Annotated in this window: 28 protein-coding genes; 24 read left to right on the top strand and 4 right to left on the bottom strand. The window is 46.3% G+C overall.

Annotated features, from left to right (window positions below; translation table 11 throughout):
- The first annotated feature begins 1 nt into the window (after window position 1).
- The 4 genes from Q8P13_01560 (at window position 2) to Q8P13_01575 (ending at window position 4,276) form a co-directional block, all read left to right on the top strand.
- Complete coding sequence (locus tag Q8P13_01560; protein MDP2671126.1) at window positions 2–478, top strand: SoxR reducing system RseC family protein; 477 nt, start codon at window positions 2–4, stop codon at window positions 476–478.
- Entirely contained in the window at window positions 462–1,559 is a 1,098-nt protein-coding gene (dprA, locus tag Q8P13_01565; GenBank protein MDP2671127.1) for a DNA-processing protein DprA, read from the top strand. The genes Q8P13_01560 and dprA overlap by 17 nt, the downstream gene beginning before the upstream one ends.
- Window positions 1,560–1,609: 50 nt before the next feature.
- Window positions 1,610–3,598, top strand: coding sequence for a type I DNA topoisomerase (topA, locus tag Q8P13_01570; protein ID MDP2671128.1), 1,989 nt, complete (start codon window positions 1,610–1,612; stop codon window positions 3,596–3,598).
- A gap of 216 nt (window positions 3,599–3,814) precedes the next feature.
- Window positions 3,815–4,276: a GNAT family N-acetyltransferase gene (locus Q8P13_01575; protein MDP2671129.1), complete on the top strand. Its 462-nt coding sequence runs from the start codon at window positions 3,815–3,817 to the stop codon at window positions 4,274–4,276.
- A 30-nt stretch (window positions 4,277–4,306) separates the two neighbouring features.
- Here the strand turns inward: Q8P13_01575 and Q8P13_01580 are convergent, their stop codons facing one another.
- Window positions 4,307–4,765, bottom strand: coding sequence for a hypothetical protein (locus tag Q8P13_01580; GenBank protein MDP2671130.1), 459 nt, complete (start codon window positions 4,763–4,765; stop codon window positions 4,307–4,309).
- Between the two features lie 54 nt (window positions 4,766–4,819).
- Here Q8P13_01580 and Q8P13_01585 point away from each other — a divergent pair, with 54 nt between their 5' ends.
- The gene (locus Q8P13_01585; GenBank protein MDP2671131.1) at window positions 4,820–4,999 is read left to right on the top strand and encodes a hypothetical protein; all 180 of its coding nucleotides are present in this window, start codon (window positions 4,820–4,822) and stop codon (window positions 4,997–4,999) included.
- Between the two features lie 695 nt (window positions 5,000–5,694).
- Here the strand turns inward: Q8P13_01585 and Q8P13_01590 are convergent.
- Complete coding sequence (locus tag Q8P13_01590; protein MDP2671132.1) at window positions 5,695–5,946, bottom strand: hypothetical protein; 252 nt, start codon at window positions 5,944–5,946, stop codon at window positions 5,695–5,697.
- A 288-nt stretch (window positions 5,947–6,234) separates the two neighbouring features.
- Between Q8P13_01590 and dcd (Q8P13_01595) the strand changes: the two genes are divergently transcribed.
- The 13 genes from dcd (Q8P13_01595) (at window position 6,235) to Q8P13_01655 (ending at window position 17,108) form a co-directional block, all read left to right on the top strand.
- On the top strand, window positions 6,235–6,852 hold the full coding sequence (dcd, locus tag Q8P13_01595) for a dCTP deaminase (protein MDP2671133.1): 618 nt from the start codon (window positions 6,235–6,237) through the stop codon (window positions 6,850–6,852).
- 88 nt (window positions 6,853–6,940) lie between these two features.
- Window positions 6,941–7,441, top strand: a complete 501-nt coding sequence (gene dcd, locus Q8P13_01600; protein MDP2671134.1) for a dCTP deaminase — start codon at window positions 6,941–6,943, stop codon at window positions 7,439–7,441.
- Entirely contained in the window at window positions 7,441–7,965 is a 525-nt protein-coding gene (locus tag Q8P13_01605; GenBank protein ID MDP2671135.1) for a hypothetical protein, read from the top strand. The genes dcd (Q8P13_01600) and Q8P13_01605 overlap by 1 nt, the downstream gene beginning before the upstream one ends.
- Complete coding sequence (locus Q8P13_01610; protein ID MDP2671136.1) at window positions 7,955–9,520, top strand: thymidylate synthase; 1,566 nt, start codon at window positions 7,955–7,957, stop codon at window positions 9,518–9,520. Before Q8P13_01605 ends, Q8P13_01610 begins: the two co-directional genes overlap by 11 nt.
- 102 nt (window positions 9,521–9,622) lie before the next feature.
- Complete coding sequence (locus tag Q8P13_01615; GenBank protein MDP2671137.1) at window positions 9,623–10,354, top strand: hypothetical protein; 732 nt, start codon at window positions 9,623–9,625, stop codon at window positions 10,352–10,354.
- A gap of 788 nt (window positions 10,355–11,142) precedes the next feature.
- A complete protein-coding gene (locus tag Q8P13_01620; protein MDP2671138.1) occupies window positions 11,143–11,571 on the top strand; it encodes a sigma factor-like helix-turn-helix DNA-binding protein in 429 nt (142 codons plus the stop codon).
- Between the two features lie 106 nt (window positions 11,572–11,677).
- Window positions 11,678–12,340: a dTMP kinase gene (gene tmk, locus Q8P13_01625; protein MDP2671139.1), complete on the top strand. Its 663-nt coding sequence runs from the start codon at window positions 11,678–11,680 to the stop codon at window positions 12,338–12,340.
- A 2-nt stretch (window positions 12,341–12,342) separates the two neighbouring features.
- Window positions 12,343–12,588 (top strand): hypothetical protein, encoded by a 246-nt coding sequence (locus Q8P13_01630; protein MDP2671140.1) that lies wholly within the window; start codon window positions 12,343–12,345, stop codon window positions 12,586–12,588.
- A gap of 294 nt (window positions 12,589–12,882) precedes the next feature.
- Complete coding sequence (gene rpsB / locus Q8P13_01635) at window positions 12,883–13,617, top strand: 30S ribosomal protein S2 (protein ID MDP2671141.1); 735 nt, start codon at window positions 12,883–12,885, stop codon at window positions 13,615–13,617.
- Between the two features lies 1 nt (window position 13,618).
- Complete coding sequence (tsf, locus tag Q8P13_01640; GenBank protein MDP2671142.1) at window positions 13,619–14,080, top strand: translation elongation factor Ts; 462 nt, start codon at window positions 13,619–13,621, stop codon at window positions 14,078–14,080.
- 85 nt (window positions 14,081–14,165) lie between these two features.
- Window positions 14,166–14,720: a ribosome recycling factor gene (frr, locus tag Q8P13_01645; protein MDP2671143.1), complete on the top strand. Its 555-nt coding sequence runs from the start codon at window positions 14,166–14,168 to the stop codon at window positions 14,718–14,720.
- The gene (locus Q8P13_01650; GenBank protein MDP2671144.1) at window positions 14,721–15,863 is read left to right on the top strand and encodes a M50 family metallopeptidase; all 1,143 of its coding nucleotides are present in this window, start codon (window positions 14,721–14,723) and stop codon (window positions 15,861–15,863) included.
- A 42-nt stretch (window positions 15,864–15,905) separates the two neighbouring features.
- Window positions 15,906–17,108 carry an aminoacyl--tRNA ligase-related protein gene (locus tag Q8P13_01655; GenBank protein ID MDP2671145.1) on the top strand — a complete coding sequence of 401 codons (1,203 nt, stop codon included), beginning with the start codon at window positions 15,906–15,908 and terminating at the stop codon, window positions 17,106–17,108.
- 71 nt (window positions 17,109–17,179) lie between these two features.
- On the opposite strand, the gene Q8P13_01660 is transcribed toward Q8P13_01655, so the two are convergent.
- Together Q8P13_01660 and Q8P13_01665 are read right to left on the bottom strand one after the other, a co-directional pair.
- Window positions 17,180–17,416, bottom strand: a complete 237-nt coding sequence (locus Q8P13_01660) for a hypothetical protein (protein ID MDP2671146.1) — start codon at window positions 17,414–17,416, stop codon at window positions 17,180–17,182.
- Entirely contained in the window at window positions 17,413–17,784 is a 372-nt protein-coding gene (locus Q8P13_01665) for a hypothetical protein (GenBank protein ID MDP2671147.1), read from the bottom strand. Before Q8P13_01665 ends, Q8P13_01660 begins: the two co-directional genes overlap by 4 nt.
- A gap of 101 nt (window positions 17,785–17,885) precedes the next feature.
- On the opposite strand from Q8P13_01665, the gene Q8P13_01670 reads away from it, so the two are divergent.
- The 6 genes from Q8P13_01670 to pth all read left to right on the top strand — a co-directional run bounded on the left by Q8P13_01670 (window position 17,886) and on the right by pth (window position 21,227).
- Complete coding sequence (locus Q8P13_01670; GenBank protein MDP2671148.1) at window positions 17,886–18,794, top strand: PHP domain-containing protein; 909 nt, start codon at window positions 17,886–17,888, stop codon at window positions 18,792–18,794.
- Between the two features lie 48 nt (window positions 18,795–18,842).
- Window positions 18,843–19,154, top strand: a complete 312-nt coding sequence (locus Q8P13_01675; GenBank protein MDP2671149.1) for an HIT domain-containing protein — start codon at window positions 18,843–18,845, stop codon at window positions 19,152–19,154.
- A gap of 174 nt (window positions 19,155–19,328) precedes the next feature.
- Window positions 19,329–19,511: a 30S ribosomal protein S21 gene (gene rpsU / locus Q8P13_01680; protein MDP2671150.1), complete on the top strand. Its 183-nt coding sequence runs from the start codon at window positions 19,329–19,331 to the stop codon at window positions 19,509–19,511.
- A gap of 104 nt (window positions 19,512–19,615) precedes the next feature.
- Complete coding sequence (ybeY, locus tag Q8P13_01685; protein ID MDP2671151.1) at window positions 19,616–20,092, top strand: rRNA maturation RNase YbeY; 477 nt, start codon at window positions 19,616–19,618, stop codon at window positions 20,090–20,092.
- A gap of 67 nt (window positions 20,093–20,159) precedes the next feature.
- Complete coding sequence (locus Q8P13_01690) at window positions 20,160–20,522, top strand: hypothetical protein (protein MDP2671152.1); 363 nt, start codon at window positions 20,160–20,162, stop codon at window positions 20,520–20,522.
- A 180-nt stretch (window positions 20,523–20,702) separates the two neighbouring features.
- Complete coding sequence (gene pth, locus Q8P13_01695) at window positions 20,703–21,227, top strand: aminoacyl-tRNA hydrolase (protein MDP2671153.1); 525 nt, start codon at window positions 20,703–20,705, stop codon at window positions 21,225–21,227.
- Window positions 21,228–21,233: the final 6 nt, after the last annotated feature.

Here is a 21,233-nt window from a genome sequence, read left to right on the forward strand (position 1 = left end):
AATGGGACAAGAATGGACAGTTGAAAAGCATCTCGGTCTTGGACAAGCTCTGATTGTTTTTCTCGTTCCCATCTTCTTCTTTATTATCACTCTGATGAATTTTTATTTTCTCAGCCCCAGTACAGAACTTTTCTTGCGCTTGCTGCCTTTGATTTTTGCGATCGTTGCCTTTTTTTGTTTTCTGAGAGTGGTCAGAACCTTGCGAGATTACCCCGAAATTCAACATTTTAAAATCAACGAAGAGGGGATCAGCCTACAATTGCCGGAAAAGGGAAACCAAGAGAGAACTCTTTCTTGGCCGGAAATGCGCGAATACGATGTTCTCGAAAGCTCAAGAAGTGGGATAAATCGAATTCAAATCAAGACTAGTCATGAAGATGAAAGTCTCGAGGTTGTTGCTCCAAGCGCAGAAATGAACAGCCTTATTGCTATCCTCGGTACCAAAGAGATAACATTTGGTTATGTCCGCTCTCGATGATAGAAAGCTAGCTTTTTTCCTTGCTTTGTATTCGATCCCAGGAATTGGACCCGCTCGTTTTCACCTTCTCCTCAAACACTTCAAGGATCCAGAAGAAGTCTGGAATCTTCCCAGGCAAACTTTAGAAAAAATTCTCAAATCCAAACTTGCCAGCCAATTTTTGCAGAGTAGAGAACAGACGGACCCGGCAAAGCTGTTGGAGGAGGTTAAAAGCAGGGGAATACAGATAGTTACAGTTGAAGATAAAACTTACCCAAAACTGCTAAAACAAATACATGATTGTCCGCCGATTTTGTTTGTGCGTGGCTCGCTGGAAAACCTAGGAAAAACACTTGCAGTGGTTGGTAGTAGAAACCCAACTTCCTACGGCCGAGAAGTTACAGAAATCTTGGTGAAAGGCTTGGTAAGGGAAGGGTTCACCATTGTTTCTGGTTTAGCTCGTGGTGTGGATTCGTTGGCAGCACAGACAGCTCTGGAGGTAGGAGGAAAAACTGTAGCAGTTTTGGGTGGGGGTCTGAGTCGAATTTACCCACCAGAAAACCTTCCTTTAGCAAAAAGAATTTTAGAAAAAGGCGCGGTTGTTTCGGAATACTTTCCAGAGGTACCCTCGGTTCCTGGAAATTTTCCCGCCCGTAATCGGATTATCTCAGGCTTATCTTTGGGGGTACTAGTTACCGAGGCGGGTGCAGTTTCAGGCACCTTAATTACCGCTGGTTTTGCAGTTGAGCAGAATCGAGAAGTCTTTGCTGTACCAGGGCCGATTTACTCCAAACTAGCTGCCGGTCCGGCCGAGCTGATTAAACAAGGCGCCAAACTCGTCATGAGTGTTGGGGATATTCTCGAGGAGCTGAAAATGAATTCAGAATCGAGAATGCAGAATGTACAGGAGAGGGAAATTAAAGCTGACACGAAAGAGGAGCAAGCGATTCTTGATTTGTTGGAAGATGAGGTCGTCCATATTGACGAAATCACCAGAAGAACCTCCTTCCACTCTGCGAAAATTTCTTCTTTGCTTACAACCATGGAACTTCAGGGTAAGGTTAAGTCGTTGGGGAATGGGAACTACGCACGGAACCATTGAGAAGGGCCCGCAAAACCGACCCTTTACAAGTTTTGATATAGTTAATGGCGATGTCCAAAAGTCTGATTATTGTTGAATCACCTACGAAGGCACGAACTCTCGGCAGGTTTCTCGGAGAAGATTTTCAAATAGAAGCCTCGATGGGTCACATCCGCGATTTGCCGAAAAGTAAAATTGGAGTTGAGGTCGAAAAGAACTTCGAGCCGACCTATATCATTCCTACGGACAAACGCAAAACCGTTGAACATCTAAAAGATCTGACCGCGAAAGCTGCCAATATTATTCTCGCCACTGACCCAGATCGTGAAGGAGAGGCAATTGCCTGGCATCTGTCCGAAATCATCCGAGAACAAAAGAAAGACGGCAAAGATTTCCAAAGAATTGTTTTCCACGAAATCACCAAAGAAGCAGTCGAGCAGGCGCTGACAAGCCCTAGAAGCATTGATCAGGCGCTTGTCGATGCTCAACAAGCCCGTCGCGTCTTGGACCGTCTGGTGGGTTATAAACTCTCACCAATTCTTTGGTTTAAGGTCAAAAAAGGACTCTCCGCTGGTCGAGTTCAATCAGTAGCAGTTCGGCTGATCGTTGACCGCGAGCGAGAAATAGACGTCTTCAAGCCAGTTGAGTATTGGAGCATTGATGCTCTTTTCAAAAAAGGCAAAGATGAGTTTGAAGCAGCCCTAACTGAAAAAGACGGCAAAAAACTCTCTATCAACAACCAAAAAGACGCAGCTGAAGTGGTTAAAGGTTTGGAAGGAGCAGAGTACAAAGTCAACAATGTTACCCAGAAAGAACTGAAGAAATCTTCTTACCCGCCTTTCACAACTTCAACCTTGACTCAGACGGCGGCCAACCGCTTGCGCTTTACTTCGAAAAAAACGATGAAGCTAGCTCAAGATCTTTATGAAGAGGGTTTGATCACTTATCACCGTACTGACTCAGTAAATCTTGCCCAAATCGCCCTGACCCAAACCAGAAAATACGTGGAAAAAAATATCGGTAAGGAATATTTACCCGACAAAGCAAGGATTTTCAAAACCACTTCCAAGTCAGCCCAAGAAGCCCATGAGGCGATCCGTCCGACCCAAGCAGACAAAGTCCCGGACTCACTAAAAAATGATCTTGATCGTGACCACTTGCGGCTTTACGAATTGATCTGGCAGCGAATGGTTGCTAGCCAGATGCGAGAAGCCATTTACGACCAAATCGCTCTTGATATCAAGGGAAACGCCTACACCTTCCGTGCCAACGGAGCGATGATCAAATTCGCCGGTTGGTTAAAAATTTACGGCCGAGAAGAGGGCGATCAACTCGATGAACGCTTCGTTCCTTTACTTAAAATCGGCGATAGTGTTGATCTCAAAGCCCTGCGGCCAAACCAGCATTTTACTGAGCCACCACCACGCTACACTGAGGCTTCACTGATCAAAGCTCTGGAAGAAAAGGGTATTGGGCGGCCGAGTACTTACGCGCCGATCATTTCTACTATTCAAGACCGTAATTATGTTGAACTTCTTGAAAGAAAGTTTAAACCAACCCCCCTTGGCACGGCCGTGACGGACTTTCTAGTCAAAAATTTTGCCCAAGAGGTAGACTATCAATTTACTGCAGAAATGGAAGATAAGCTTGACCAGGTTGCGGAAGGAAAAGAAAAGTGGCAAGAGATGATCAGGGCTTTTTGGCAGCCTTTTGAAAAACATCTTGAAGTTGTCGCCGAAAAAGCGGCTCGAGTCAAAGTTGAAGCTGAGACTGTGGATGAGATGTGCCCAGAGGGTCATCAACTCGTCATTCGCTACGGAAGATTCGGCAAATTCCTTGCCTGTGAAAAATTCCCTGATCACAAATTTACTAAAACCTTTGAAGAGAAAGTCGACGCCCTCTGTCCTGAGTCAGGCGATCCAGTGGTTATAAAAAGAACCAAACGCGGCCGACCGTTCTTTGGTTGCAGCGGATATCCAAAGTGTAAATGGATGAGCTGGACCAAGCCGGAAACAACCCCACCAGTTGACGAAGTGACAGCTCCCGCTGCCGAAGCCTAAAATTTAACCCCAAGTGCTATAATCCGTCAGGAATATGTCCTGACGTCATGTATCCTTGCAGGATATAATTCCTCCAAGAAAATCAATAAGGAGAGTGTGCGATGAGTAGCCGTCTGATCTCTGACTCTTATTTCACTGCCTATCAACTTCTGAACTCAGCCTTGTCGGATAGTGGCCCGCTCTTGATCGAGATTGAACCGCTGGTGGAGGAGTGAGATGAGGACCCACATTGCTTCTATGAATGAAGTTAGGGACTGGGTGAGCCAGTCGAAATCCGAGACTGTCGACTACATGTTTGCTAGTCACATTTTGCTCTGGTGCGATGAGGCAGTAGTTGCCAAGAGGGCGGGAAGAATCGTTGGTTTGGCCCTAATCTCTCCTGGATACTGGGAAAGGCGAGATCCAGAGATCGCTGCTCTCTACGTAGAACCGGAGTTTCGGAGCCGTGGTCTTGGGACGAAACTTGTCAGAGACGCAGTGAGACGCTGTCTGAAGCGTGGTCTTGTTCCAGTGCTTGTTCAACTACGCTCAGCCCGTTCACGAAGTATCGTTGAGGCTCTGCCTGAGAAACTGCTTCGAGCGGTTGAAGCTTTGGATTTGGTCGAGGGGGAGGATTACGACGAAATGGCAGAGCGGGAAGAAGCGGAGATAGGTCTGCAGATGGTGGTGGGAGTATGAAGCCTTTCAAGCTCTCGCCACCGGACCTTGTTAATTTGATGTGTTGGCCTCGACTTTGATTTTGGTTTTGACCGAAGATTTATTTGAATAGGAACTAGCACCGTCATTTGAGTTCGAACTTGAACTTGATTGGCAGTCCACACTGACAGAGACATCCCCACTTGAGGCTTCGTCCACTTCAACTGAATCAGAAGGAACCACCTGCGTCACTCCATTTTTCGTCACCGTACAAGTTCCAGAACCAGTTGAATTGCTTGAATCATCGTTATTTTGGTCGTCGGTGTCTGCTGAGGTAGCTCCAGAAGCTGGTTTGGAAGAATCGGTTGCTTCTTTCGAGGATTGAGTAGCTGCCTTGTTGCCCAGCTTGGTCTCGTTGCTATTTTTGATCAACTGAGTTGAAAAAGCCGCTGCGATGAAAAGAAGAACAGCAGCAATGGTGATCGTGAGGCGCAGCCGATCGTTTCTTAAATTCCCCATAGTGTTTGGCATTATCCAACTTTGACCGGATCTTGTCAAAGGACAAGCGGGCTGGTGTTATAATGCTTGCTAGAAATACCTGTGGCGGGTAGTTCTTGGGGAGGAAAGATGGCCAAGATAGATCCGCAGAGGACAGAGAAGATACGTTCCGCGGTTCGTTATTTGCTTGAGCATGGCGGAATGGTCAAGGGTGTTCAGACAAAGTTGGCTGAGCACTTCAAGACGAGCCGGCAAAGAGTCCACTAAATTACGGTGGAGGAAAGGAGAAGACAAAAAGCAAAGCAAAGCTAGCCCAAAATCCTGGTGGTGGGGTTCTTAGGGGTTTTGGTATGTGGATTCGACCAGTAATATTTCAGGCAAGACGTGCAGGATGTCAGGAGGTGAGAGAAGCAAAAAAGGGAATCCAGGCCACCTTGCGGCGAATGGATAAGTGTGGAGCAGTTCCGCACAAGCGTTACCAAGCCTACATTGCTCACTTGTGTTACTGTCCACCCTGTCGTGAGGAGCTGAAGGTGGATGATTGGAAGTTCATACCACGACTCTGTGAGCATCGGACTGGGTTTGATTTTGGGAAAGTCTGCCTTCACCTAGTCAGACTGGTTGAGTCCTAAGGTGGTTAGAGGAGGGGGAGCGATCAAACAGAACCTACCTGCCCATCCTCTAAAACTTTCAACTTATTAATTTACAAGTTTAGGATACCAACAAAAATTCACGATTGTGAAGTTTGTTCTAGCCAAACTCTTCGTTTGTCACTCTGAACCTGCCTTGTCGGCAGGCAGGTGAAGAGTCTCGAGTGTGGGTTGGTGAAGACCCTGAGATCCTTCGCTTTGCTCAGGATGACATTGAAATAGGTTAATTGAAAGGGGGAACGGCTCGATCCTCGGGGTGAGAACAGAGCCGTTCAGTGCGGTGCGCGGTGTTGATCTAGCAAGACTTGTGCCTCATGCATGGGAGGTTCGGGAGAGCGTTTGAGCGGCAACACTCTTCAAAACCTCCGTAACTTCCTCGAGGGGGAGTTTTCCTTCGGTTCGGGTAGCCCTGGTGATGATGTCCCGGAGAGCTTCGGTGCGGTGCTTGAAAGCAATCACCTCACCGTCGTCTTGACTTTCGCGACGGTAGAGCCTCCAAACTGCCTTGGCATCCTCCTGGACACGCACCAGAGTCCAGTCCCTTGGCAAACATAGGGTAGTCATGCCTGATCACCTCCTTTCTTTCCCGTCTCGCCCTTCCGGCGGATTTGCGCACTTGAGAGTCAATTAACACAAATTAAAATTACAAACAACAACCAAGCTGGCCAGGCAAGCACTTGATACACTTTGACCGACTTGTTCGAGTTACTTTCTTTCGGCTATATTAAAAAGGCAAAGGAGGTCCCACCTCTTCTGATTGGTTACTCAAGGCCAGATTAAAACAACAGGCCTTCCTATTTAAGACACTAATCAGATTTAAACAATGTGAAAGGTGGGGGCCGTCCTCTCTTTATGATTCTTTCTGACCGAGACATTCGTCTCCACCTCAAGAGCGGGAAAATCCGCATTGATCCAGCTCCAATTCTTGAAGAACAGCTTGGTAGCTGCTCAATTGACTTGCATTTGGGCAATACTTTCAAAATCTTTAACCATTCCAAATACCCGTATATTGACCCAAGGAACCCATCGATTTCCAAAGAACTGATGAAAGAGATCTCTGTTCCTGGTAGCGAAGCCTTCATCATGCGGCCAGGGGAGTTTTGTCTGGCAATTACCGAGGAATCAATTGCTTTGGCTGATGACTTGCTTGGTCGACTCGAAGGACGAAGTAGTTTGGGAAGACTGGGAATCATTGTTCACTCCACGGCGGCTCGGGTCGATCCGGGTTGGGAAGGAAAAATAGTCATGGAACTCGGAAACATTGGCGTCATGCCAGTGGCTCTTTATCCCGGGATGCGGATTTGCTCACTGACCTTTGAGCAGGTTTCGACTGTGGTGGACAACCCTTACGCGAAGAGAAAGAGCTCAAAGTATGTCAATCAAGATGCACCTTTGGCTTCAAAGTTGAGTGATGAAATGAGTGTCGAGCCTAGGTACGTCAAACACGGAAAAAAAGCGGTGCGAATTTAGAATGCAGAATGAGGAATTGTCATCCTGAGCACTTAGCGAAGGATCTATTGAGATTCTTCGGCTTCGCCTCAAGAATGACAAAATAAACATGATACTCTCAAAGCAAACGATACAAAAATTACTTAAGGAAAAGAAAATTAAGATCAACCCTTTCTCAGAGGCTGATCTTGGAGCAGTCAGCATTGACCTTCATCTTGGTGCTGAGGGGTTGAACCCCGACAGTGGTAAAGAAGTTGATTTAAATGACTACCACCTTTCCTTGGATGAGTTTCTTCTCGCGAACACACAAGAATATGTCGCCCTTCCGGACAATATTGTTGCTCGGGTAGTTCCGCGGAGTTCTTTGGCTCGACTTGGAGTGCTCGCAACTTTTGATGCCGATATTTTGCCCCCAAACTATTCGGGAAAACCCTTGTTAACCTTGAAAAACCTTTCCAAAAAACCAATTTTACTGAAAGCTGGTCTGGCGGTGGCTCAAATCATGTTTGAGCAAGTCGATGCTCCAGTCGAGGGTTACGCGAGCCGTTACAACCACGAAAAGCCAGAAGAAAGCAAACTTTGTGAAGAGATGGTGGAGGAGAAAAACTGATGGCTGCCTTTGAATTTCGCTTGCAATTTCAAGATCCAGAAAAAGCAAAGGCAAGCGTTTCCCAAAAGAGTAAAGTTGTCGAGGAATACGAGATGAAAGAGAGTTTTTTTCAGCCAAAAGACGCCGGCTGGAAATTTAACGAGCAAAATATGCGCCTGCGTCAGTTTAAGGATGGACGAATTCAGCTTATTTATCGAAAAAACGCTTGGCAGGGGCAAATCAAGGAAGAAATCATTCAGTTGCGAGCAGATTTGAGAAGCCTTGCGCAAGGAGAGGAATCTTTGCAAGACTGGGGTTTTGTACCGATTATAAGCTATCAGAAAATCGGTCAGCGTTTTGAACTGGCAAGCGGCAGCGGTTTTGTTTGGGAAGAAATTGAGCATTTGGGCTCTTCGGTTGAGATCGAAGGGGAGAATGAAGAGGAAGCAAAGAAAATTCTCGAAGACGGGTTTTCCGGGATTGAATACAAGCTAATTTCGAAAACAGTTCCAGAGATGGTAATGGAGAAAATCAATGGCAACTAGAAGCCCCAAATGGCCAATTCTTTATGAAAACATCTTGCGAGTTGGAGATCCGGATCAATCTGTTGGGGTGGTTACCCTTTGGACTGAGCGGGATGTGATCAAGGATTCTTTGGAGAAGAAAGATTATGCCGCCATCGGCAATCTTTATTCGGCAGCTGGAATCAACCACATGATGCGCAACGTTCTCGCCAATCCGCACATCAAGCATTTGGTTGTTTGGGGAGCAGATATGTCGGGGTCAGCCTCGTCCCTGCGCAATTTTATGGAAAAAGGGATTGATGAAAACTACAAGATTCAAGGTGCTCCGGGCGAGATCGAAAAAGAAATACCTAGGCAGGCAGTTGAGGATTTTCGCAAAAACGTAGAGCTCATCGATATGCGCGGCAAGCCGAAGGAAGAAGTGGTCAAAGTGGTCAAATCTTTCAAAAAAGAAAAACCTTTTCGGCCTAAAGCGGAAGTCTTTCCAGCCTCGGAGAAGAAAGTTTCGACCTGGCCTTCGGAGCAAGTTAGTTATCGTATCGAAGCTCCAACTGTCGCACAGCTTTGGCTCAAAGTGCTCAACATGGTCACCAAGTACGGCCGGGTTAAAAGTACCAGATATGCAACGACCAACGAGCTCAAAGAGCTTTTAAATCTGAATGCGGTTGTGACTGAGGAAGACCCACTCAACGAGTATTTTCCCGAGTATTTACCCTTCACCATGCAGGAGTTGAAGGCTTATTACCCCGAATGGTTGACCGCTCGGCGAATTCCCGGGACTGCCTACAACTATGGTGACCGCATGCGCAACATGGATGGGATCAACCAAATCGAAGAAATCAAAAAACTTTTGCAGACCAGACCGGACAGCAAAAAGATGATCGCTTCTCTATACAATGTCAAAGTTGACTGGGCGGCTGCCAACACGGGGGACACACCCTGCATTACTCAAGTCATTTGTGGTGTGCAGGACAAAAAACTTTTCATGACCGTCCACGTGCGCAGTCAAGACATGTTCCACGGCTGGCCCCGCAACATGTTTGCTGCTCGCAAACTGCAAAAAGAAATCGCCGATTCGGCTGGCTACCCACTGGGGAAACTGGCGATGATTACCCACAGTGCTCATATGTATGCTGATGACTGGACCACTTCCCAGCAAATTCTTGAGGACTGGTATATCAAAGAAGCGAAGCACAAGGCCGGCTACCGCTTTGACGAAGATCCCCGCGGTAACTGGCTGATTGAGGTAGATCGAGTAAATAGTTTGATCACTGCCAAACTCTATACAGCTGACATGAGTACGCAGTTAGCAATGTTTCACGGCAAGACCGCTGAAGAGGTGGCCTACCAAATCGGGGACTGGGAGCTGATCACGATGACTTCACACGCCGAAATTGTTGGCATTGAGCTAGGCAAAGCCGAGATTGCCCTCAAAGCTGGTCTTGAGTATCGCCAAGATAAACCCTTAGATTTAAATAAAAAATACGTTGCTGAAGAGTTGATTAAACAAGAAGAAATTCCCGCCGAAACCCGTTACGTGCGCAAAGGTAAAAAAGTAATTCCTCTCAAAAACTAAACTTGATTTCCGTGCCTGAGTATACTATACTATGGGACAGAAAACTGAGCGTGGACAACACGAGTTCGTGCTCTTGCATTTGAACAAGAGAGGAAGAGGGAAATGTCGGATCTGTTTTACTACCTACGGTACAACACTGTGGCGGGTGAGGACTGGTGGCTCTTCCGTATCGTGGCCTGGTACTGCCGCAGCCGCAGGATTGACCTGCCGGCAGGACGGTGCCACTTCAGCGAGATCATCTGCCTCTACGTCCCGATCTACGTCGCTCTCGGTCTGCTCTTCAAGCTGATCGTCGGCGTCATCTGGCCGCTTCTTCGCTTCGTGACCCGACCGCTCTGGATGCCAGTTCTTTGGTATCTGAGAAGGTTGGATGAAGAGTTCAGCCATAGGGCAATCCGCAGTTTAACCCTTGCCACCGTGGCGGTCCTTGGGTTGCTCTTCTACACGGGCGTCTCAATCGGCCTCGATCTTAGGGATGGAAGCCTGTCTGATGAAGGCGACGATGCCTCTGCAATGGAGGTGGCTCTGGTAGTGTTGGCCTTCTTCGGCTTTCTGACGGCGGAGTATATTCTTGTCTGGATCTATGATGCCGTTCGGCCGAGATTACAGCCAGCTTTTGAACTCGGTCACGAGGCCTCGGAAGCACTGCATCGGCCCACGGTCCGCCAAGTTGGTGGTGTGGTTGTCTCGCCGTTCAAGATTGTGCCGGCGGGAGCTCGTTTCGGACGCGACTTCGGGGCTGTAACGTTCAGTACAGTCCGCGGAGGTTGGCGGCGGACGGTTTGCCCGCGCTTGACTTACAGGTTCGACACGAGCAAGTACCGGCAGCAATAAGGCGCGAACAGCCAAAGCTCGTGCTCTGAGCAAGAGAGGAGTCAGTCATGAGACAGGTGATGGCCATTCTTTACGCATTGCTGGGCGTAGCCATGGTCTTCGCTTTCTTCTGGGCAGTGGTCCAGGGAGGAAGGACAAGCTGGATCGCCTTCGCGGTCCTCGTCTTGGGGTTCGTAGTGCTGTACCCTTTCGTCGGTAGACTCGTTCCGAAACGGCGACGGGCAGCGGAGCACCACTACCTGCACAAGGTGATGGACTCGACCCACCGACCGCGGCGCTTTGGTTAGGAGGGCAAGCTTGGGCAAGTCTGAACCCGATGAATGGACCGGCGAGCGCCTAGAAAGGTTCCAGGAATGGAAGGAGGAAGTCTAATACGAGCGGGAACGTGAGCGCTACATGGTTTCCTGCTGGCGTTGCGATTTTCGGTTTTGCACCATTCAAGGATACGAATGTCCAGATTGTGGTTGTAAGAACGGAGGTTTATGACGCAGTGGTGGCAAGCTCGAAAGAGAACGACAGCAATATCTGTCTACCTCTTGCCAATACCCTAAACTAAGCAGCAATAACTGGTTAATTTAGGAAGAGAAACGACCTAGCAATGGGTCGTTTTTCTTTGCTTAAATGTCATTCTCGGTTTTGATCGAGAATCTTCCGGAAGATCCTCGTTTTCACGAGGATGACATGAGAAGTTACTCCTAACTTTGTATTCACACCTCTTAATTCAAAACTCATCACTGCTTGCTCGCTAAGCGTATAATATTCCTCAATTCGGCTAGTTTAGTGATCGAATGGAGACGATCATGAAGAAAGGCAGGATCCCCGACCTACGCAAGTGCAAGAACTGTCAGCGACTCTACCGCAAGCACAAATCGGTGAACTACTGCTGTTTTTGCGGGACGAGCTTAGGAGAGAGGCAACTTCCCAAAGTTCGCCTTTCCTGTAGCGCTGATCTGAGCCGGCTGACCCGTGTCCTCTATTACCGACGAGCCGGTCGCAACCAGTACTCGAATCGAAAAGCGGCTCGTTGTCTACAAGCACTGGCTGAAAATGACAGCAAGCAGCTCTACCGCATTGTGGTGCTTCATCTGGAGCTCAACAACCACGGACAGTCCTGGTCCTTTGCAAAGATTGGTCGGCAGACAGGACTCTCAGAATCAACCGTGCGGTCTCGCTATCACATTGCTGTGCGGAAGATGCGCGAGATGATCTGGCAATAAATAGGTAGACGAGATCGGGTGGGGCTTCGGATTAAACTAAACTAATCCCAGCTCCACCCAAGACGAACTTCCCCAAAATTTGTTTCCTATAGTATAGTAATGCAATATGTCAGCTAAGTTCATTGTTTTCGAGGGCTCGGACGGAACTGGAAAAACTACCCAAGCAAAACTTTTAAGAGACTTTTTGGCCAAAAAGGGTATCGACTCGGTTATTATCGATTTTCCTCGCTATTGGAGCAGTTTTCATGGACGTATTATCCGCCGCTACTTGCACGGTGAACTTGGTAAGCTTGATCATGTTAATCCTTATCTGATTTCCTTTGCTTATTCTCTCGATCGGGCCACCGCCAAAGAAGAAATCCAAGGCTGGCTTAACGAAGGAAAATTTGTTATCGCTGATCGTTACGCTCCTTCCAACATGGCTTATCAGGCGGCGAAGCTGCCACCCTCCAAACGTAATCAGTTCATTAAATGGGATTACGATTTGGAATACAAAGAGAATAAAATTGTCCCGGAAGATTTTGTCCTCTATCTTTACCTTCCAATTGATATCACTACCAAACTCTTGAAAAAAAGAAACCGTAAACTAGACATTCATGAAGTTAATGTTGATCTTTTGAGAGAGAGTCAAAAAATGTATTTAAAGCTTTCAAAAAGATTCAAACACTGGGTTGTTATCAACTGTGTCGATGAGCAAGGAAACCTCAAAAGCAGGGAAGAGATTCACGAGAAAATAGTTGCAACTCTGAAAAAGTTAAATATAATTTAATCATGGATCATAATCCTGCCGAAAACCCACTCAATCTTCAAGACGAGACGATCAAAGCTTACCTTGCTAAACACCCTGAAAAGACTGCAGAACTGACTTCAACTCTGATGAGTGCGGAAGAGGAAATTACTCCAAAACAAACAGACGACCCCTTAGGTATTTCCGGAACCAAAATCGGAGTTCTTGCCCTTTTTGGAGTGTTGATTTTAATTGTTGGGTTTGCAATTTTTAAATTACTTTCTGTTTAAACTTGCTTACCCTTGACTGTTTTGCTATACTGAGCCGCGTTACTAAATTTCACACACCTGAGCAAAGAAAAGCCCTGCGCTTTGTCCGTCAGTTTACGAAGTAAACCTGACGAGACGGGCGAACTTCAGGTGGAGGACAGAAAGGGTTTATTCTTTAATTTTAATTACATCGACCTAAATTTAAACCCTTCGGGACTATTTTCCGGAGAAATTAGCTTAGAAAAACTTTAGGTATTGTATGCGGTCGATATTATTCAAAACTAGAAATTGTAGGATTTAAGGAAGTTTTAAATTATGGCAAAAACACCGTCAATGAAAGAACTACTTGAAGCTGGGGCTCACTTTGGGCATCAGACCAGGCGTTGGAATCCCAAAATGGGTAATTATATTTTTGGGGCGCGCGCCGGGGTCCATATTCTCGATCTGGAAAAAACCGAGGAAAAACTCAAAGAGGCAGCCGAATTTGTGCGTGAAACAGTCGAAAAAGGCGGCAGCGTCGTTTTCTTGGCAACCAAAAAGCAAGCCCAGGAAATCGTTAAAACTGAAGCTGAACGAGTCGGGGCAATGTTTCTGGTCGAGCGCTGGCTCGGCGGGCTTTTCACCAATTTCGAGGCAGTCAAAAAGACAATTGAGAAAATTCCCCAACTTGAGGAAAATTTAAAACCGGAGAGCAAATTTACCAAAAAAGAGCAGCTTTTGATCAGTCGCGAACTGGCCAAGCTAAATCGCAATATTGGTGGGATAAAGAATCTTGAGAAGCTTCCTGAGATACTTTTTGTTGTTGATGCGAAGAAAGAAGACAACGCGATCAAGGAGGCCAGAAAAACCGGTGTCAAGGTCGTTAGTATCGTCGATACCAACGCTGACCCGACCAGTGTTGATTTTCCAATTCCCGCCAACGATGACGCGATCAAATCGATCAGTCTGGTTGTGAAAACCATTGCCGACGCCTTTGAAGAAGGGAAGGCAGCAAACCAGAAAAGAATGGAAAAAGAAGCTAAAAAAGTCGAGAAGGAAAAGGAGGATTAGAATGACAGACATTAACGCTGCACAAGTGAAACAACTTCGAGAAGAAACCGGGGCAGGGGTGATGGACGCCCGCAAAGCCTTGCTCGATTCTGATGGAGACATGGAAAAAGCCAAGGACATCCTCAAAGCCGCCGGAGCAGAAAAGGTTGCCAAAAGAGCGCGGCGTGAGACCGGACAAGGCCTGATTGAAACCTACGTCCACGCTGGTGGCAAGGTTGGGGCTATGGTACACTTAGCTTGCGAAACCGATTTCGTTGCCAAAACTGACGAGTTTAAAAATCTCGCCCGCGAAATTGCCATGCAAGTGGCCGCCATGAATCCAGCCGATGTTGACGAGTTGGAAAAACAGGACTACATCCGCGAGCCGGGAAAGACCATCAAAACTTTGATCGACGAGGTCATCGCCAAAACTGGTGAGAACGTACAAGTTAAAAAAATGGTTCGCTACTCGCTCACCGATTAAGCTGTAACCTTATAAAATGTCATCCTGAATTTATTTCAGTATGACCAACTGGATACTGAAACAAGCTAAGTAAAACAAGCCACAGATGGAACAACTTCTTACCCAAACAAAAGAAAAAATGAATAAAGCTCTTTCTCACCTTGATGAAGAGTTAAAAGGGGTTCGCACTGGTCGAGCAACACCAGCTTTGATTGAAGGGGTGAAGGTGGCTGTTTATGGCTCCCCACTAAATTTGCGGGATGTGGCCAGTGTCAATGCTCCCGAGCCAAGAATGCTTTTGGTCCAGCCCTGGGATCCGAACAATACCGACGCAGTCGCCAAAGCTATCCGTGAAGCCGGTTTAGGTTTTAACCCGATTGTTGAGGCAAACTTAGTTCGTGTTCCGGTTCCAGAACTAACAGAGGAAAGAAGAAATGAGTTGACCAAGCTGGTCAGCGAAAAGGCTGAGGGAGCCAGAGTTGCCCTACGCGCGATTCGTCGGGAAGCAATGGAAACAATTGACAAAGAAAAAAAGAATTCGCAAATCAGTGAAGACGAACAAAAACGTCATCAAGAGCAGGTACAAAAAATTACCGACGAGGATATGAAGACTTTAGAAGAAAGAGTAAAATCAAAGCAAGCGGAGCTGGCCCAAATTTAAATGTTACTCACCATTGCTATCATTGCCATTGGAATAGTTGTCACCGCCGCCCTGATCACTTTTCTGGTCACAATCCACGAATTCGGTCATTTTCTGACGGCCAAATTTTTTGGAGTAAAAGTCGAAGAGTTTGGGATTGGCTTTCCTTTTCCGGGGCGACTTTGGAAAAAGAAATTCGGTGAGACGGAATATTCAATCGGAACTTTGCCGGCCGGGGGTTTTGTCAGACTTTTTGGTGAAGAGGAAGAAGAGAACAAGCCCCGCAGTTTTTCTTCCAAACCGGCTTGGCAAAGAGCAGTCATAATAGTAGCCGGAGTTTTTGTTAACTTCGTTTTTGCTTTTGTTCTCTTTACCGCCTTACTTGGGTTTTCTGGCTGGAAAACGCAGATTCCGCAGCTTTTTGGAGTCAACCACTTTCCTTTTGGTAGTCAAGAAAACCAAGTTCTTGTCGTTGACGTTGAAAAAGATTCCGGTGCTGACACGGCGGGAATAGAGGCAGGGGATATCATCTTGAGTGTAAATGAGAAAAAGATTGAGTCAATCGAAGAGTTGAGAGGAGGAACCAACGCTTCAAAAGGACAGGCTTTGAATCTGACACTGGAAAACTCACAAACAGAAGAAAAGCGCCAAGCCCAAGTCACCCCAAGGTACAATGAAGAAGAAAAACGATGGTTGATCGGAGTTGCACCTTCTGAATTGACCGTGCTTTCTTATCCAAGTTTGGCCGAAAAAATCTTTGTCGGGCCACTGCACTCGGCTAACATGTTGCAGTACCAATACGAAGTGATGAAAAATCTCTTTTCCACTTCGGTAAAAGAGGGCAATGCAACCCCAATTACCCAGAATGTCTCTGGAGTTGTTGGTGTAGGTGGAGTCATCACCCAACTGATCCAAGTTCTCGGCTTTGGGGCTGCCGTCCCACTGCTGACTGTCATGGCTCTTTTGAGTTTGCTGCTTGCCATCATCAATGTCTTACCCATTCCAGCGGTTGACGGCGGACGACTCTTTTTTGTTTTGGTCGAGCTTGTCACTAGAAAAAAAGTCAACGCCACGGTTGAGCGTTGGGTCCATACCGCTGGCTTTGGCATCTTGATCGTGCTTTTCGTTCTTATTACTTTTAATGACATCCTTAAGTTTTTCTAGCAAAGCTTGACAGAGCCTCTTTACTTGCTAAACTAAATTCAGATGCGTTTTTCCGATTCCTTTATAAAAACCTTGCGCGAAGCACCGAAAGATGAAACCAGCGCTAACGCTCAACTACTAATTAAGGGTGGGTTTATCGACAAATTGATGGCTGGTTCTTATACGCTGTTGCCTTTGGGTAGGCGAGTTGAGCAAAAGATTGAGGAAATAGTTCGGGAAGAAATGAACGCTACGGGAGCACAGGAAATTCTCATGCCACTTCTTCATCCAAAAGAAATTTGGAATGAAACGGGACGTTGGGACACAGCAGCAGAGGTGATGTATCAGTTTAAAAAAGACGAAAAAGAATACGCTCTATCGTTTACCCATGAAGAGATTGTCATGGATGTTATTCGAAAGCACATCGGTAGTTACAAAGATTTACCCGCCAATCTTTATCAGTTTTCCACAAAATTCCGCTCGGAAAAGCGTCCAAAATCAGGAATCCTTAGGGGACGGGAGTTTCTTATGAAGGATCTCTACAGTGCACATATTAATGAGGAGGATATGTGGAAATATTACTGGCAGGTTGCTGACACATACCTAAAAGTTTTTAAGCGCATGAATCTTGATGCGATTATTACCGAGGCTGGTGGAGGCGTTTTTACCGATAGATTGACACACGAGTTCCAAGTAAAAAGCGAGGTAGGCGAAGACACCATTTATATGGCTGATGGTTGGAAATATGCAAAAAATGAGGAGATCATGACAGATGAGGATAGGAAAGCGAAAGGTTTAAAGTCAATTAAATCAATTGAGGTGGGGAACATTTTTCCATATGGGACTGACAAGTACTCAGATTCTATGAAAGTGCTTTACACGGATAAGAATGGAGACAAAAAGCCTGTATGGTTTGGAGCATACGGTATCGGTATTACACGTCTCATCGGCGTTTTGGTTGAAGTATTTCACGATGAGCACGGTATTATTTGGCCTGAGAGTGTGGCACCGGCGCAAATCCATCTCATTAAAATTGGGGATAACAAAGAAGCCGACGAGATTTACGACAAATTAATAAAGTCAGGCAAAGAAGTCCTATACGACGACCGGGATGTCTCTGCAGGAGTAAAACTTTCCGATGCTGATCTGATCGGACTTCCACAACGCTGGGTGGTTTCAGAAAAAACTCTCAAAGAAGACAGTGTTGAAGTGAAAAAGAGAAGTGAAGAAAAGGTAACTTTGAAGAAGATAAGTGAGTTAGTTTAAGTCCTCCTGCCGGTAGTTCTCGTTAGTTAAAATTTTAACCTTCAAGAACCACCGGCGAAGATCGTCTCTCCTCAAAAATGCGGGAAGAGAAGAATCAGTAGTGCTCCGAGTGCTCCCCCAGCGACAGCCTCCCTTGGCGACAAGAAACCGGCTAGCACCAGTGACGTGGCCACGGCAGCAAAGAGAGTCAGAGCTCCGATCATCGCTACCAAGTCCAGAACGGACATGTGCGGGAAGGTGAAGGTTGACTCTGGCCTTCGACTGTGGAAGAGGCCCCAGCCTTTCTCAAACTTTTTTGTTGGTTTCATGATCTTCCTCCGTTGTCAATGAGCTTGCCGATTCCGTACGAGATAGCGGCGAAGAAGAGCTCTGCGCCGATGATCCAGAGCAGTTCGCTGCGGTCGATGGTTGCACTGATTGCTCTCGCCCAAGCAGTGACCGCGGTGAACAGAATCATGAATTGTGCCGCTGCGGTCCATCCTTTGACTCCCAATCCCAGGAACTTGCCTGTTGTCGTGTCCAGAATCACCAGACTATCTTCGGGACCAAGCATGATCGCCAGGAATTCGAAGAAGACGACCACAACAAAATGAACAGTCCCAGCCGCCAGTCCAACAATGCTAGGAAGCTGCAAATCAGTGCATTCGCCAGAGTTGCTTGGGTAAGGACTCGCCACCGTAGGGAAACTGTTTCCCAGTAAGTCATGATCTGCCTCCTGCTGATCTCTTTTCCAGTTGACCCAAATTATACTTAATTGTGCAAAGATAGTACAATGTCATGATGGCAATTGACTTACACACCCATACAATTTACTCAGACGGTGGTTTGGAACCAGAAGAACTGGTGAGAAAAGCCAAAGAGATTGGTCTTTCGGCCCTGGCCATTGCTGATCACGATTCTGTTTCAGCACTTGAAGAAGGGTTAAAGATTGCCCAAGAAGTTGGTATTGAGCTAGTTCCAGCACTGGAAATCAGCTCTTACCCTGACGAAGAAAACGAGTTTCACATTTTAGGTTACTTTATTGATTGGCAGAACAGCGTTTTAGTTTCGACCCTGAAGCACTTTCAAGAAGTCAGAGATAAGCGGGCGCACAAAATTGCCGAGCGCTTAAACGAGCTTGGCTATCAGGTTAGCTATGAAGAGATACGCAAACAAGCCAAAGGAACTATAGTTCAACCCCATGTCGCGGCGGCCGTGATTGGAAATCCCGCCAATGAGAAAAAGTTAAAACAAGAGTTTGGAGTTTCACCCAAAACCGGAGATTTCATCCGCGAGCATTTGATCCAGGGCAAAGACGCTTACATCACGCGAGAAGCTCTCACTCCCAAAGAGGCGCTTGATTTGATTCACAAGGCAGGTGGAATTACTTCTTTGGCCCACCCATGCTGGAACTTGGTGAAAAAAGACTCAGCAAGCGGAGAATTAGTTTTTGACGATGCGGGCTTGAAGGAACTTGTTAAAATAGGTTTAGACGGGATTGAAGTTTATGCCCATCGGGAAAACGAAGCCGATACGAGAGCGTGCGTTGACCATTACTTGAAACTTGCTACCGAGTTAAATTTGGTTGCGTCCGGAGGAAGTGATTTTCATGGTTATGGATCGGCGGGGAAGAAGCTGGGTTTTGAGGATTTTTACCTTAAGGTGCCGGATGCGGTGTTGGATGAACTTAAGAAATTCAAACGATAGTTGTACGATATAAGATATCCTAAATCTTTTATCTTTAATCTTAGATCTATGGAAGAGTGTTTGTTTTGCCAAATAATTAGAAAAGAAATACCCGCCAAAATTGTCTATGAAGATGAAAATATTATCGTTTTTCCGGATATTAATCCCAAGGCGAGAGTACACTTGCTTATTGTACCTCGCGAGCACATAAACAGTGTTTTGGATTTGACGGACAAACAAAATATGACATTGACAAAAATGTTAAAAGTGGTACAAGAGTTAATAAGGGGTCAGAAAATCGAGGGTGGTTACCAACTTCTTTTCAACGGCGGTAAACACCAACACGTACCTCACCTCCACTGGCATTTGCTGGGAGACTAGTTTGTTAAGTACTAAGTTGTAAGTTTTAAGTTAACTGCTTAAAACTTGCCACATAAGACTTAAAACTCAAAGGGAGGTGTGTTAAGTTTAACGATTTTTATATTGAGCTATTAGGTTGTTTCTGAGAAACCAAAAATCTATATGCGCTCAATATAATTTTCGCAAGCTCAAACTATGACTATTGTTAAGGCTCAAGAGGGCGAGTCAGTTGACGTCTTGATACGGAAATTTAATAAAAAAGTTCAGGCCGATGGTATTCTCACCGAGCTAAAAAAGCGGGAGTTTTACGAAAAACCCTCAGTTGTTCGTAAACGTGAGAAACAAATGCGCGGGCGCAAGCGCCGTGTTGAATATTAAAACCAGATAGCAATTTCTCCCTGTTCATATCTTTTGTTCAGACAAAAATACAGTCTTGAAAAGCAAGTATACTTTTCCTCACTTCTAGTGCATAATAGCCACAAATGCACAAGATTGATGTCTACATAGAACCACACTATCCACTGCGCAAAAAACAGCTCTCGGCTCCAGCATTGGCTACTTTGGAGGAAGCAGGGGTCAAGGGAGACAGTTTGGTCTCGGTTTCAATCGTGGGAGACCGCAAGATGCGAGCCTTGAACAAAGACTATCGTGGTCTTGATCAGACGACCGATGTGCTCGCCTTTCCCTACACTTTTTCATCTGGAAAAGAGAAGTTTGTCGAAGCTGAAAATTCTGAGTATTTAAATTTGGGCGATATCATCATTTCATACCCCCAGCTCCTTGAAAGGGCGGCGAAAGAGGATATGCTAGTTGAGGAGATGGCCGCTTTTCTCGTCATCCATGGAACACTACACTTGCTTGGTTATGATCACGAGCGGGATGAAGAGGCAGCCAAGATGGAACCACTGGAAGACGCGATCCTTTCCAAACTCTTTCCTGCAATACAAGTAGTCCATTAATTGACTTTCAGAAGTATAATTTCAATAACTCCAAATTCGAGAGACAAAGGGAAAGGAGGTTTGCTAAGTGGAAGACAAGTCTGAATTCAGTGGCTGGGTTTACACCTTTCGCTTCACTATACCCATCCAAGCGGGTAAAGGGTTTCGAGAAGCGAACAAACTGGTGGCTGAATGGGTGTGGGACGCCGAAGTGGTCCGTTTCGTTCATGATCACGCCAACCACGTCATGGTCATCACCGATCAGTTCGACCAGAAGTTTTGCGACCAACTAGTTTCTCGGTTGGAAGGTGGCGAGTCAGTAAAACTTCCGGACCAGGTGGTTCAGGACAAAGTCAGAACTTTTGCTCGTGACAAAGCTGTCACGCCACACATAAGGAGGAGGACGAGGTCTCTGCAGAACTGCGCCGGCTTTTCTTTCAGCCGCAACTAAAGTGGGACACGATACAGGACCCGCGTCCCACTTTCACCCCAACTTGCATTTAATTATTTCTAGCTGGTAAGCTCAAGAGGTGAAGATTGTAGTCGGTCTCGGTCCCACCTACCTTGCTTTTCGCCTTTTCAGTACTATTCGTACACGGCTCAAAGGGCGGTTTGGAGGGACCAAGCAAATATGAAATTAATAGTGGGGCTTGGAAATCCAGGTGAAAAGTATGCCAGAAACCGACACAATCTCGGCTTTATGGTCGTGGACGAAATGGTCAAAGGCCAAATTGTTTCTCCCACAGTGGACAAAAAATCCGAATCCAACGTTTACAAAGTGGGTGAGACTATCCTGCAAAAACCGATGACTTTTATGAACCTTTCCGGTAGGGCAGTCAAAGTCATGGCTGACTTCTACAAAATTCCAGCAGAAAATATTTTGGTGATCCATGACGAAGTTGATCTGGAATTTGGCGATATCAAACACCAGTTTGATCGAGGTGCTGCTGGTCACAATGGGGTAGACTCAGTGATTCAGTCTCTTGGTACACAAGAGTTCCACCGTTTGCGGGTCGGGGTTGGCCGAGGGGAAAATCCTAATATTGAAACCGCTGATTGGGTCTTGCAGGATTTTGCCGAAAGCAAAGAAGAAGTGGAAAAACTCATTACTCGCGCTGCCGAAGTAGCGGAAAACTGGATCGGTAAACCGCGTTAAGATCTC

The sequence above is a fragment of the bacterium genome, assembly GCA_030704665.1.
In the GTDB taxonomy this organism is placed as follows: Bacteria; Patescibacteriota; Microgenomatia; order Woykebacterales; family RBG-16-39-9b; genus JAUYID01.